Origin of the sequence: Providencia alcalifaciens DSM 30120, assembly GCF_000173415.1 — a bacterium.
Lineage (GTDB): Bacteria > Pseudomonadota > Gammaproteobacteria > Enterobacterales > Enterobacteriaceae > Providencia > Providencia alcalifaciens.
Genome location: NZ_ABXW01000042.1, coordinates 74,687 through 87,219 on the forward strand (window position 1 = coordinate 74,687; position 12,533 = coordinate 87,219).

13 protein-coding genes are annotated in these 12,533 nt (G+C 41.7%); 11 read left to right on the plus strand and 2 right to left on the minus strand.

Annotated features, from left to right (window positions below; translation table 11 throughout):
- Window positions 1-18 precede the first annotated feature (18 nt).
- Window positions 19-1,665, minus strand: a complete 1,647-nt coding sequence (locus PROVALCAL_RS07075) for a fumarate hydratase (protein WP_006658489.1) — start codon at window positions 1,663-1,665, stop codon at window positions 19-21.
- Between the two features lie 814 nt (window positions 1,666-2,479).
- Between PROVALCAL_RS07075 and potA the strand changes: the two genes are divergently transcribed.
- The 4 genes from potA (at window position 2,480) to potD (ending at window position 6,406) form a co-directional block, all read left to right on the plus strand.
- Window positions 2,480-3,589: a spermidine/putrescine ABC transporter ATP-binding protein PotA gene (gene potA / locus PROVALCAL_RS07080; protein WP_006658491.1), complete on the plus strand. Its 1,110-nt coding sequence runs from the start codon at window positions 2,480-2,482 to the stop codon at window positions 3,587-3,589.
- A complete protein-coding gene (gene potB, locus PROVALCAL_RS07085) occupies window positions 3,576-4,439 on the plus strand; it encodes a spermidine/putrescine ABC transporter permease PotB (RefSeq protein ID WP_006658492.1) in 864 nt (287 codons plus the stop codon). The genes potA and potB overlap by 14 nt, the downstream gene beginning before the upstream one ends.
- Window positions 4,436-5,239, plus strand: coding sequence for a spermidine/putrescine ABC transporter permease PotC (gene potC / locus PROVALCAL_RS07090; RefSeq protein WP_006658493.1), 804 nt, complete (start codon window positions 4,436-4,438; stop codon window positions 5,237-5,239). Before potB ends, potC begins: the two co-directional genes overlap by 4 nt.
- A gap of 117 nt (window positions 5,240-5,356) precedes the next feature.
- The gene (gene potD / locus PROVALCAL_RS07095) at window positions 5,357-6,406 is read left to right on the plus strand and encodes a spermidine/putrescine ABC transporter substrate-binding protein PotD (RefSeq protein ID WP_006658494.1); all 1,050 of its coding nucleotides are present in this window, start codon (window positions 5,357-5,359) and stop codon (window positions 6,404-6,406) included.
- 70 nt (window positions 6,407-6,476) lie between these two features.
- Here the strand turns inward: potD and PROVALCAL_RS07100 are convergent, their stop codons facing one another.
- Window positions 6,477-7,034, minus strand: coding sequence for an NADPH-dependent FMN reductase (locus PROVALCAL_RS07100; RefSeq protein ID WP_006658495.1), 558 nt, complete (start codon window positions 7,032-7,034; stop codon window positions 6,477-6,479).
- A 315-nt stretch (window positions 7,035-7,349) separates the two neighbouring features.
- Between PROVALCAL_RS07100 and PROVALCAL_RS07105 the strand changes: the two genes are divergently transcribed.
- From PROVALCAL_RS07105 to PROVALCAL_RS07135, 7 genes are all read left to right on the plus strand, one after another.
- The gene (locus tag PROVALCAL_RS07105; RefSeq protein ID WP_006658496.1) at window positions 7,350-7,922 is read left to right on the plus strand and encodes a TetR/AcrR family transcriptional regulator; all 573 of its coding nucleotides are present in this window, start codon (window positions 7,350-7,352) and stop codon (window positions 7,920-7,922) included.
- A gap of 42 nt (window positions 7,923-7,964) precedes the next feature.
- On the plus strand, window positions 7,965-8,804 hold the full coding sequence (locus tag PROVALCAL_RS07110) for a transcriptional regulator (RefSeq protein WP_006658497.1): 840 nt from the start codon (window positions 7,965-7,967) through the stop codon (window positions 8,802-8,804).
- Complete coding sequence (locus tag PROVALCAL_RS07115) at window positions 8,804-9,322, plus strand: FidL-like protein (RefSeq protein WP_006658498.1); 519 nt, start codon at window positions 8,804-8,806, stop codon at window positions 9,320-9,322. The genes PROVALCAL_RS07110 and PROVALCAL_RS07115 overlap by 1 nt, the downstream gene beginning before the upstream one ends.
- A gap of 625 nt (window positions 9,323-9,947) precedes the next feature.
- The gene (locus tag PROVALCAL_RS07120) at window positions 9,948-10,226 is read left to right on the plus strand and encodes a BMC domain-containing protein (protein WP_004249182.1); all 279 of its coding nucleotides are present in this window, start codon (window positions 9,948-9,950) and stop codon (window positions 10,224-10,226) included.
- 17 nt (window positions 10,227-10,243) lie between these two features.
- The gene (locus tag PROVALCAL_RS07125; RefSeq protein WP_006658500.1) at window positions 10,244-10,528 is read left to right on the plus strand and encodes a BMC domain-containing protein; all 285 of its coding nucleotides are present in this window, start codon (window positions 10,244-10,246) and stop codon (window positions 10,526-10,528) included.
- Window positions 10,529-10,543: 15 nt separating this feature from the next.
- Window positions 10,544-10,822, plus strand: coding sequence for a BMC domain-containing protein (locus PROVALCAL_RS07130; RefSeq protein ID WP_006658501.1), 279 nt, complete (start codon window positions 10,544-10,546; stop codon window positions 10,820-10,822).
- Window positions 10,823-10,891: 69 nt separating this feature from the next.
- On the plus strand, window positions 10,892-12,523 hold the full coding sequence (locus PROVALCAL_RS07135; protein WP_006658502.1) for an acetaldehyde dehydrogenase (acetylating): 1,632 nt from the start codon (window positions 10,892-10,894) through the stop codon (window positions 12,521-12,523).
- Window positions 12,524-12,533: the final 10 nt, after the last annotated feature.

A 12,533-nucleotide genomic window follows, 5' to 3' on the forward strand; every position in this document is an offset into this window, starting at 1 on the left:
TTGCTCACCCTTTTTTAATTATTTAACACATTTCTTGCAAGAGTCATTTTGGACAATATCAAAGAAGTTATTGCCTTTATCATCCACTAGAATAAATGCAGGTAATCCTTCCACTTCCATTTTCCATACGGCTTCCATACCTAGCTCTGGGTATTCGAGACAATTTAAGCTTTTCACAAATTCTTGCGCCAAAATCGCCGCAGAGCCGCCAATGCTACCAAGATAAAAACCGCCGTGTTTTTTACACGCATCGGTGACTGCTTGAGTTCGGTTACCTTTTGCTAGCATTAACATGCTGCCGCCATGGGATTGGAAGAGGTCAACGTATGGATCCATACGGTTTCCGGTGGTTGGACCTAAAGAACCTGACACCATGTCCTCAGGTTTTTTCGCAGGGCCTGCGTAATAGACCATATGATCTTTAAAATATTGTGGTAGCTCTTCACCATTATCTAAGCGCTCTTTGAGCTTGGTATGGGCGATATCGCGAGCGATGATCAGTGGACCACTGAGGGATACACGGGTCGACACAGGGTGTTTACTCAACTCGGCCAAAATATCTTTCATTGGGCGGTTGAGGTCGATATGAACCACGGTTCCTTCTGTCTGATGACGCATCGATTCAGGGATATATTGCGCTGGATTATGCTCCATTTTCTCCAGCCACAAGCCGTCTTTAGTAATTTTTGCTTTGATATTGCGGTCAGCGGAGCAAGAAATGGCTAAACCGATCGGACAAGAAGCGCCATGGCGAGGCAAGCGAATGACACGCACATCGTGGGCAAAGTATTTACCGCCAAATTGCGCACCAAAGCCAAGATGGCGTGACGCTTCTAATAACTCATTTTCTAGCTCAATATCACGAAACGCACGACCATACTCATTACCTGTCGTTGGCAGGTTATCATAGTATTTTGCTGAAGCCAGTTTGGCTGTTTTCAGCGTGGTTTCTGCAGAAGTACCGCCGATAACGAATGCGATATGATAAGGTGGGCAAGCGGTTGTCCCTAAGTTTCTCATTTTCTCAATTAAGAAGTTTTTCAACTTAGCTGGGGTCAGCGTTGCCTTAGTTTCTTGATAAAGGGCGGATTTATTTGCAGAGCCGCCGCCTTTGTTAACAAACAAGAAATGGTATTCATCACCCGTGGTGGCAAAAATGTCAAATTGCGCTGGCAAATTCGTGCCTGTATTGACTTCGTTGAACATATCCAGCGGGGCATTTTGCGAAAAACGCAGGTTTTCGCGTTGGAAAACGTTATAAATACCTCGAGAGAGGTATTCTTCGTCATCACAGCCAGTCCAAACTTGTTGACCTTTTTTCCCGACTACGGCAACAGTTCCCGTATCCTGACAGTTTGGCAGAATACCTTTCGCAGAAATCTCGGCGTTACGCAGTAATTGCAGGGCGACATACTTGTCATTCTCGCTCGCTTCAGGATCGTGCAAGATAGCCGCTACTTGTTTTTGGTGGGCTGGTCTTAAAAAGAACTGGGATTCATAAATTGCATGTTCAGCAAGAAAGGTTAAAGCCTCCGGCTCAATTTTTAACATTTGCTTCCCAGCAAATTGCTCTACAGAAACATATTTATCAGAGACTTGGTAATATTCGGTTTTATCCTCAGATAACGGATAAGGTTCTTGGTAAAAAAACTCTTTATTAGCCATTTTGCTCACTCACATATCAATTTTAGCGGAAAATATAAAAAATAAATTATTTATAGGCTTTTTGTTCTAAATGCCGCTTGTTTTGTCAGGCGGGATAATCGTTTATAGGGATAATAGTCTGAATGCAATTAGAATAATTACCCATTATATTCAAAGGGATGTAAAAGAAAATATGACTTTGGTTAAACTTTTCCGAGAAACTCAAATTCAAATTCAAAGTATGAAGTTAATCACATAATTTAATTATGGGTATTAGATTTAACTATTTGTTATTCATGTTATATCTAGGGTGTTAATTTAGATTTTATGCATTCAATTTTTCCATAAATATCATGCTAGGTTAGCTGATTCATTAATCATTCATGGTTTATTAGCATTTAGAAAATAATAAATAAAATGAAGCACAAGGATTAAATAAAAAAGAGTGATTATTATTACTTAGATAAGTTATCTTAATCATCAATAAGATCGGTAATTAATATAACCATTTGAACACATTGTGTTTTTATGTTTTTATTATTTTAAGTCTTATAATGAAAAATGATAGTTAAGCGGAAAGCTATGAAAAATAGGGCAATGTCACTTATTTTCATCATAAATCGCTTTTATTTGTTTTAAATTCATAATGAAAGGCAAACAAAGTGTTGAAAATGGCTTTCAATTTTCATTAACAGTGTTTATTATGCAGCCCTTATAGTTTTATTAAAATGGCGCTACTGGTTTTGGGCTTTGCTGGGGATCTTCCTGGGGGCTTAACAGTCTTTAACGGTGGCGGTTCTATCTGCATTATTCCTAGGGATAGAGTGTATTATAAATGACTGAGACAACTTCTCTCACACCACTCGTCGAATTAAAATCTTTAAATAAAGGTTTTGATGGCAAACAAATTATTTCTGAGCTTGATCTCACCATCCGAAATGGCGAATTCTTAACCATTTTGGGACCTTCTGGTTGCGGTAAAACGACGGTTTTGCGTCTGATTGCTGGATTAGAAGATGTAGATGACGGTCAAATTATTCTTGATGGTCAGGATATTACTGATATTCCTGCGGAACAGCGTTTCGTGAATACTGTATTCCAAAGCTATGCATTATTTCCTCATATGACCGTATTTGAAAATGTCGCATTTGGCTTGCGTATGCAAAAAACGCCGAAAGCTGACATTCAAAAACGTGTGGAACAAGCCTTGCATATGGTGCAATTGGCTGATTTTGCAGAGCGTATGCCGAATCAACTTTCTGGTGGTCAACAGCAACGTGTGGCAATTGCCCGTGCAGTCGTGAATCGCCCGAAAGTACTGCTTTTGGATGAGTCCTTATCGGCGCTGGATTATAAACTGCGTAAACAGATGCAAAATGAACTGAAAGCCTTACAGCGCAAGCTCGGTATCACGTTTATTTTTGTGACCCATGACCAAGAAGAAGCACTCGCGATGTCTGACCGTATCATTGTGATGCGTGAAGGCAAAATTGAGCAGGATGGCACGCCTCGTGAAATTTACGAAGAGCCAAAAAACCTGTTTGTTGCTCAATTTATCGGTGAAATCAATATTTTTGATGCAAAAGTATTGCATCGTATTGATGAGCAAAGAATTCGTGCCAATGTTGAAGGGCATGAATGTGATATTTTTACCGATTTATCGGTCACCGAAGGTCAGCATTTAAACGTTTTACTGCGTCCCGAAGATTTACGTGTCGAAGAAGTTAACGATGCCGATAATCATCCTGGGCTGATTGGTTACGTACGAGAACGTAACTATAAGGGTATGACGTTAGACTCAGTGGTTGAGATGGAAGATGGCAAAATTATTATGGTCAGCGAGTTTTTCAACGAAGATGACCCTGATGTCGACCACTCGCTTAACCAAAAAGTTGCAGTGACTTGGGTTGAAAGCTGGGAGGTAGTTCTGGATGATCATTCGTAAGCATAAAATCTTGCAGAATGTGATTATCACCGGCGTTGTCGCTTGGCTGCTACTCTTTGTTTTTCTGCCAAATTTAATGATTATTGGTACCAGTTTCTTCACACGCAGTGATACGAATCTGGTGGATTTGGTCTTCACTTGGGACAACTATATCCGCTTGTCGGATCCGATGTATGCCCAAGTGATGCTACATTCATTAAATATGGCGTTAATCGCCACATTTTTCTGTCTTGTGATTGGCTATCCTTTTGCGTTTATTTTGGCAAGGTTGCCTAAACGCATCCAGCCGTTAATGCTGTTTCTGCTGATTGTGCCATTTTGGACTAACTCATTGATTCGAATCTATGGGTTAAAAGTCTTTTTAAGTACCAAGGGGTATTTGAATGACTTTTTACTGTGGGTTGGCATTATCGATAAGCCGCTGAAATTAATGTATACCCCAGAAGCGGTGGTATTGGGCTTAATCTATATCTTATTGCCATTTATGGTGATGCCGCTCTATTCCAGTATTGAAAAGCTGGATAAATCCTACTTAGAAGCGGCGCGAGACTTGGGCGCCAATAAATGCCAAACTTTTGTGAAGATTATTATTCCACTGACCATGCCGGGAATTATTGCGGGCTGCTTATTAGTGTTGCTGCCAGCAATGGGGCTGTTCTACGTGGCGGATTTAATGGGCGGGGCGAAAAACCTGCTGATTGGTAACGTCATTAAGAGCCAGTTCTTGAATATTCGCGATTGGCCGTTTGGGGCGGCAACCAGTATTTTCCTCACGGTGATGATGGGGCTGCTACTGTATGTGTACTACCGAGCTGCTAAGCTTTTGAATAAAAAGGCGTATGAAGAATGATCGGACGTATTTTGCGTGGTGGCTTTATGACCACCATCTACGCGTATCTTTATATTCCAATCATTATTCTGATTGTGAACTCATTCAATGAATCGCGTTTTGGGATCCAGTGGCAAGGCTTTTCGACTAAGTGGTATGAGTTACTGAGCAATAATGACAGCTTGCTTGAGGCGGCTGGGCATTCATTAACAATGGCGGTACTTTCAGCGACATTTGCGACAATTATCGGCACATTAACCGCTGTGGCACTCTTTCGTTATCGTTTTAGAGGCAAGCCTTTTGTCGGCGGAATGCTGTTTGTGGTCATGATGTCTCCTGATATTGTGATGGCAATTTCGTTGCTGGTGCTGTTTATGATCCTTGGGGTTTCATTAGGTTTTTGGTCACTGCTATTTTCACATATTACTTTCTGCCTGCCTTTTGTGGTGGTGACGGTGTACGCCAGATTGAAAGATTTTGACGTGAAAATGTTAGAAGCCGCCCGAGATCTTGGCGCTGGGGAATTTACGATTTTACGTAAAATCATCCTGCCATTAGCATTACCCGCCATTGTTGCTGGGTGGTTACTGAGCTTCACTTTATCGATGGATGACGTGGTGGTCTCTTCTTTTGTGACGGGTCCAAGTTATGAAATCTTACCGTTAAAAATTTACTCGATGGTTAAAGTGGGGGTCTCCCCTGAAGTGAATGCATTAGCAACGGTCTTGTTATTAATGTCGTTGATTTTGGTGTGCCTCAGCCAGTGGGTGATGCGCGACAAACACGGTAAAAATGCGGTGGCTAAGCCATCAAAACGTTAAGTTGTACTTGGTGGGTGCTGTCAGCACCCAATCTTTCCATGCCATCAGGCGAGAGGGTAGGCTTTAGCGAAGCCTATTAAGATAGATAAAAAGCACTTTGTTGAGGGAAAATCAGTGATGAAAAAATGGTCCTATCTGCTAGCCGCAGGTTTAATGGCTGCAAGCATTGGCACGGCAACAGCCGCTGACGATAACAAAAACGTACTGTATTTCTATAACTGGACAGAATATGTTCCCCCCGGTTTATTAGAGCAATTTACTAAAGAAACTGGCATCAAGGTGATTTACTCCACCTATGAATCAAATGAAAGCATGTACACTAAATTGAAAACCTACAAAGAAGGGGCTTACGATTTAGTGGTGCCATCGACTTATTTTATCGACAAAATGAGTAAAGAAGGCATGTTACAAAAGATTGATAAGTCACAACTGCCTAACTTTAAAAACCTCGATCCAAACCTTATCCACAAAGAGTTCGACCCAAATAACGATTACTCAGTACCTTATATTTGGGGGGCAACGGGTATCGGGATTAATGGTGATGCGGTTGATCCGAAATCTGTTACCTCTTGGGCGGATTTTTGGAAGCCGGAATATAAAAATAGCTTGTTGATGATGGATGATGCTCGTGAAGTGTTCCAAGTCGCGCTGACAAAATTAGGCTATTCCGGTAATACCACTGATCCAAAACAGATCGAAGAAGCGTATAACGAGCTGCAAAAATTGCGACCAAACATTCTGGCGTTTAACTCAGACAACCCTGCGACTCCGTACATTGAAGGGGAAGTGGATGTGGGTATGCTGTGGAACGGCTCCGCATTTGTCGCGAGACAAGCAGGGTTACCGATTGAAGTTGTGTGGCCAAAAGAGGGGGGTATTTTCTGGATGGACAGCCTAGCGATTCCGGCGAATGCTAAAAACGTAGAAGGGGCTCATAAGCTTATCGACTTCTTATTACGCCCAGAAATTGCGGCACAAGTAGCGGAGTCTATTGGTTATCCGACGCCAAACTTAGAAGCGAAAAAATTACTGCCTACGGAAATCGCCAATGACCCATCTCTGTACCCATCGGAAGAGGTATTGAAAAAAGGGGAATGGCAAAGCGATGTGGGGAATACCAATATTCTGTATGAAGAGTATTTCCAAAAGCTGAAAGCAGGGCGCTAATTTCGGTTCTGTTTGGAAATGGTCAGAGGCATCACCTTGGTGATGCCTTTTTCATACATAAAATCAGTGATTAACGCGCACTATTATGGATAACAAATTTGGCAAAATTATCTGCCCAAGGTTGTAAGAAGTCCTTACTTTTTGGTGAAATATTATCGTGGTCATCAACCATGCCGTCATACCATTTTAAATAACACTCAGGTTGATTCATGGTAGGCATATTTAAAAATGCGAGGCTATTACGTAAATGCTGCTGGGCGATTGCCGTACTAATATTACCAATAGAAACGCCTAATACTCCCGCAGGAATGCCATCCCATGAGTTATCACCCCAAGGTCTTGAACCTTGGTCAATCGCATTTTTTAATACACCAGGCATTGAACGGTTATACTCAGGTGTGGCGAAAATAATACCGTCAGACGCTTTTATTTGGCTCTTAAAATTAGCCACTACCGCAGGAACATTTTGGTCGGCTTCTTGGTTATAGAGAGGTAAATCGGCAATGTTGATAAATTTAAAGGTGAAATTAGATGGGAATAATTTAGTGATGGCTTTAGCGACTTTTAGATTGTAAGAGTCAGCACGTAAACTACCGACAACCACACCGATATTATACTGATTGGACATAATCAAAACCTCTTCTTATGTTGTGAAAATACAATGAATTCGCATATTTTCTTTGGAATAGGAATGTCTTTAATAATTTAGCATAATAAAATTCACTAAAGCTAAATTAAGTTAAATTTAATTTTGCCAATGATAAACCGTCGATAATTCATTGCAGTATTTGTTTATATTTTAAAATTAACTTTATGTTTTTTAACTATTAAACAGAAATACTGTGAAGTTAATTACACTATTCATATTTAATTCCTCTCAATATTCTCTTCATTGATACGAGTCAAAATAGAACATACCGACCAGTCGGTATTATTCATCCCCATGAACACACTCGCGCATCCAAGAAAAAAAGATCCAATCAAACGACAAGAAGAGCTGCTAAACGCAGCTAGGGTAATCGCTGGTCGAGAAGGTATTGCGGCGCTTTCACTCAATGCGGTGGCCAGAGAAGCCGGTGTGAGCAAAGGGGGGCTAATGCATCATTTCCCCAGTAAACAAGAATTGATTCATGCTTTGTTTATCCAGCTATTAGACATTATGGATGTGCGTATTGCCGCCATTATGGCGAATGATTCTGATCCTTATGGGCGATTTTCTCGCGCCTATTTGCACTATGTTGGCGAGCTAAAAGACTCCGATGAAAGTTTTCAGCTCGCACTTTTATCATTGGCGATGCCGACAGAACCTGTTTTGCGGAAATGCTGGCGTGATTGGATGCTAGGGCATTTAGCCCAAGGTGATGCGTTTGATAATGGCTATTTGGGGGCTTTAGTGCGCTATGCCGCCGATGGATTGTGGCTATCCGCGTTAACGGAAGGTCCTACATTATCACGTCAAGAGCGTGATGCAATCATTCAACGGTTAACCCAAATTTCATTTGAAGAGACGCATTAGTTTTCCAAGGGAAAGTACGTCTAAAAATAGAATGAGGCGATAATGAAATATAAGATCAATGCCTTCATTATTTATGATGCCGTTGATGGCACTTTATCTTTAAAAAAAGATGAGGTGGATACTCAGTTATCCATCACTGCAAATGCCCTGTTATTCTATATGATCCAAAAAAAAGGCGTCGTTTCCCGTGATGAAGTGCTTAAAGCTATTTGGGATGATAATGGACTAGTGTCTTCAAATAGTAATTTAAACCAATACATTAGCTTGCTTAGAAAAACGTTTCGACAATACGGCATTGAAAATATCATTGTCACCGTCGCGCGTGGGCGATTAGAGTTTAACTCTGAGGTTTTGTTGGAAGTACTTGATGAAGAAACGCTCAATACGACCCACTTGTTAAATAGCTTAAGTCAAATACAAAAAGCGGAAGTGATGCTGGCTCCTTCCTCAGAAACTAAACCTACCGAATCGCCTTCAGATCCATTACCTCATGCAATATCAAAACAAAAACGGGAAATTTGTTGGTATTTAGCCAGTGCCGCTTTTTTGTGTTGCGCCATTTTGTTGGCGACGATGAGCTATTTTTCATCTCAGCCTTCTGCGCCCATGATTTTGCCAACATTAGAACACGCCAGCTGTGATGTGTTATCGAATGAGAAAATGATCAACGGTGTTGTTGCAGATAACTATGTTCAAAACTTTGATAAAGTTAGAAAAAATTTAAACCTCGTATGTAATGATAAAGAGCGTTTTGTCTTCTTCTACGGGGACAAATTACAAAAAAATGGGTTGGGTAGGGTCTTTCTTGCCCACTGTGCGGCGAATGAATCTAATCCATTTAGTTATTGTGATAATTATTTTTATTATTCTTGGAAGCCATAATGAAAATATCCGGAAAATTATTATGTGTCTTGAGTGCGCTGATTTTTACAGGTGTGGTGATTTATACCCAATCGGTTGTGCTATCCAATAAAAATTCCGGTGAAATGGCATGTTCAACGAAAGGCATTATGCGCTTTGAAAATATGAAGGATGAAAACGTTAACGGGAATATTCACTTTAATTTTGGTGCAAATGGCGAAGGCTCAATTGTTGTTGAGGGCTATACGACGTCCAGTGCAGGATGGCTTTATTTACAACGATATGTGAAATTTAAATACACCAGCAAACGCATTTCGCCGACTGAGCGGCACTATAATATTAGCCACTGGGAAGCCAGTGCCTCCTCGATTGATGAATCCCCCGATGTGATTTTCGATTATTTTATGCGAGAAATGTCTGATAGCCATGATGGCTTATTTATTAATGCCCAAAAACTCAATGATAAAGCACTACTTTTGAGTTCGATTAATTCCCCCCTGTTTATCTGCACGCCTAAGTTAGGTAGCAAGTTTAATTGATAACCTACGTAGCTAGGGTGCTTATCTACACATTTCCCCTCATCGGTTTACCACACCATTTTCTCTAACAAGCTGCGACAGTTTTTACTGCACGAATAACAACGTTACTGCATGACATGGAGTGTTAACATCCAGCCACACGTTGTGGAATACAGTGATTCTCCCGTTCATCTTCTGTTCTTAGCCCCTATTTACCATTGACCTCTGGTCCCCGCGTGAGGCAAACCACACTTATTATTGACCAAATTACCTTCTAGCATCAGCTCAATCATATCTTGTTAACAATCTCCTCAATAAACCCACCAAGTGTATTTATCGCTTTTTTTCTTACCGGACGGAAACGTGAATTTTCTCATTTTTCAGCATAGATGTGTGAATTTTTAAGCTAACAATTATAAATTGTGGTTTTTTATTCTAATTATCTTCATATCATGGATTTATATTTTGTTTTATTTTTTGGGGATTATAGTGATTTTGAAGCCAAAAGCTGCGTTCAATTAATCACCACGCAGACTCAATTGGCATAAATGTTTACTCACAGTTAAGAGGCATCAGCATTTTGGGGAATGGCTCTTAGGCGCTGGGAGTAAAGAAAAACGTAACGGCTTCCTTGGAGGAAACAACAATGGGTGATGCATTAGGACTTATTGAAACAAAAGGTTTGGTGGCTTGTATCGAAGCAGCTGATGCGATGTGCAAAGCCGCTAACGTCGAGCTTATCGGCTATGAAAACGTGGGTTCTGGTCTCGTGACTGCCATGGTGAAAGGTGATGTTGGCGCAGTAAAAGCGGCAGTCGATTCAGGTGTTGAATCAGCACAGCGTGTTGGTGAAGTGGTGACGTCGTTAGTCATCGCCCGTCCACATAACGATATCAACAAAATTGTGATTAAGCATAAAGCATAGCGTTTTCGGGGGAAATCATGGGTGATGCATTAGGTCTTATTGAAACACAAGGATTAGTTGCTTGTATTGAAGCCGCTGATGCGATGTGCAAAGCCGCAAATGTGGTGTTGATTGGCTATGAAAATGTGGGCTCTGGGTTAGTCACCGCCATGGTGAAAGGGGATGTTGGTGCGGTGAAAGCAGCCGTTGATTCTGGCGTTGAATCTGCATCTCGTATTGGCACGGTAGTGACCTCTTTGGTTATTGCCCGTCCACATAGCGACATCCAGAAAATTGTCTCTCAGTATAAAGTCGCAGAATAAATAGGAAATTTACTTATGAAAGAAGCTCTTGGCTTAATTGAAACCAAAGGTTTAGTGGCATGTATTGAAGCTGCTGATGCCATGTGTAAAGCCGCCAATGTTGAATTAATCGGCTATGAAAATGTGGGTTCAGGGCTTGTGACTGCCATGGTCAAAGGCGATGTGGGCGCAGTTAACGCAGCGGTTGAGTCTGGTGTAGAAGCGGCGAAACGTGTCGGTACAGTGGTTACGTCTCGAGTGATCGCAAGACCACATAATGATATCGGCAAAATCGCGCAGCAACACAAAGCTTAATCATTAGAAGCATTAGAAAAAACAACAAATTAGTAAGTTTAATCTTTTGACTCCGGTACGGGGGAAGACATGGTTGCATTAGATAAAGATCTGCAATCCAGACAACTGGCAAGAGAGCTAGTTAGAAACGCGAAACAAGCGCAAAAAACCTTTGCAACTTTTTCGCAGGAGAAAATTGACAGTATTGTTAAACACATTGCAACAGAATCTGCGCGCCATGCAGAAGAGTTAGCAAAAATGGCGAACGAAGAAACAGGCTTTGGGAAGTGGCAAGATAAAGTCCTGAAAAACACGTTTGCATCAGTTCGTGTGTATGAACATATTAAAGATCTGAAAACAGTTGGCATCATTAATGATGACAAAATCAATAAAGTGATGGATGTGGGGGTTCCGTTAGGGGTGATCACGGCACTGGTTCCTTCGACCAACCCAACGTCAACCATTATCTATAAAACATTGATTGCCTTGAAAGCGGGTAATGCCATCGTCTTCTCCCCTCATCCTAACGCGAAAGCGTGTAGCTTCAGAACTCTGGACATTGTTAAAAAAGCCGCTCTGGAAGCTGGCGCGCCAGCGGGCATCGTAGATGGTGTCACCATGCTGACATTGGAAGCGACAAAAGAATTAATGCACAGCAAAGACGTTTCGTTAATTCTGGCAACGGGTGGTGAAGGCATGGTACGTGCTGCTTATGCATCGGGCACACCCACAATCAGTGGCGGTCCGGGTAACGGTCCTGCTTTCATTGAACGCAGTGCTGATATCAAAAAAGCCGTCAGTGACATTATTACCAGTAAAACCTTTGATAACGGTGTGATTTGCGCATCTGAGCAATCCATCATTGTTGAACGTTGCATTTACAACGATGTTCACCGCGAGTTATTAGCTCAAGGTGCTTACTTCATGAATGAAGATGAAGCAAAACGGATGGCTTCAATGCTGCTCAGAGCGAATGGCACCATTAACCCTGATGTCGTGGGGAAAGATGCGATTACGCTGAGTCAACGTGCAGGTTTTAGTGTTCCAGCTAATACGAGAGTATTAATTGCATTACAAGATACTGTCTCACCGAAAAATCCGTATTCACGCGAAAAACTGTGCCCAATCTTAGGGATGTACGTTGAAGAAGATTGGCGCTCTGCATGCCACCGCGTTGTCGATTTGCTGACAAATGAAGGCTTGGGGCACACGCTGGTGATCCACACGCAAAATGAAGATGTTATTCGTCAGTTTTCCCTCGAAAAACCCGTAAACCGTATTTTGATTAATACCCCAGCGGCATTAGGTGGCATTGGGGCAACCACCAATATTACGCCAGCGCTGACATTAGGATGTGGGGCGATTGGAGGGGGTTCAAGTTCTGACAACGTCGGTCCAATGAATTTACTCAACATTCGTAAAGTCGGTTATGGCGTCCGTTCTATTGATGATTTGAGACAACCAGCACCGGTGAACACGCCTGCGTATTCAACATCGCCAGTAACTCATGGATGTCAGTCGTCGGTCAGTATTCTGGACGATGATCGTTTCCGTCAGTCGCAACCAGCAAAAGTTCAAGGTCATTCAAGCGCTACGGATAACCGGTTTTCTAACACGGTGAGTCATGCAGATGTCGCTGAAGCGGTTGCGACTCATGGCGATATCACGGAAGAGAATGTTGAGCAGATTATTAAGGCCGTTCTCGGACGCCTAAATAAGTAATTCATTGAGA

What these genes read in the sequence shown, in the direction of transcription:
- PROVALCAL_RS07075 (WP_006658489.1), bottom strand. Translation starts at nt 1,665, where the DNA reads ATGGCTAATAAAGAGTTTTTTTACCAAGAACCTTATCCGTTATCTGAG.
- potA (WP_006658491.1), top strand. Translation starts at nt 2,480, where the DNA reads ATGACTGAGACAACTTCTCTCACACCACTCGTCGAATTAAAATCTTTA.
- potB (WP_006658492.1), top strand. Translation starts at nt 3,576, where the DNA reads ATGATCATTCGTAAGCATAAAATCTTGCAGAATGTGATTATCACCGGC.
- potC (WP_006658493.1), top strand. Translation starts at nt 4,436, where the DNA reads ATGATCGGACGTATTTTGCGTGGTGGCTTTATGACCACCATCTACGCG.
- potD (WP_006658494.1), top strand. Translation starts at nt 5,357, where the DNA reads ATGAAAAAATGGTCCTATCTGCTAGCCGCAGGTTTAATGGCTGCAAGC.
- PROVALCAL_RS07100 (WP_006658495.1), bottom strand. Translation starts at nt 7,034, where the DNA reads ATGTCCAATCAGTATAATATCGGTGTGGTTGTCGGTAGTTTACGTGCT.
- PROVALCAL_RS07105 (WP_006658496.1), top strand. Translation starts at nt 7,350, where the DNA reads ATGAACACACTCGCGCATCCAAGAAAAAAAGATCCAATCAAACGACAA.
- PROVALCAL_RS07110 (WP_006658497.1), top strand. Translation starts at nt 7,965, where the DNA reads ATGAAATATAAGATCAATGCCTTCATTATTTATGATGCCGTTGATGGC.
- PROVALCAL_RS07115 (WP_006658498.1), top strand. Translation starts at nt 8,804, where the DNA reads ATGAAAATATCCGGAAAATTATTATGTGTCTTGAGTGCGCTGATTTTT.
- PROVALCAL_RS07120 (WP_004249182.1), top strand. Translation starts at nt 9,948, where the DNA reads ATGGGTGATGCATTAGGACTTATTGAAACAAAAGGTTTGGTGGCTTGT.
- PROVALCAL_RS07125 (WP_006658500.1), top strand. Translation starts at nt 10,244, where the DNA reads ATGGGTGATGCATTAGGTCTTATTGAAACACAAGGATTAGTTGCTTGT.
- PROVALCAL_RS07130 (WP_006658501.1), top strand. Translation starts at nt 10,544, where the DNA reads ATGAAAGAAGCTCTTGGCTTAATTGAAACCAAAGGTTTAGTGGCATGT.
- PROVALCAL_RS07135 (WP_006658502.1), top strand. Translation starts at nt 10,892, where the DNA reads ATGGTTGCATTAGATAAAGATCTGCAATCCAGACAACTGGCAAGAGAG.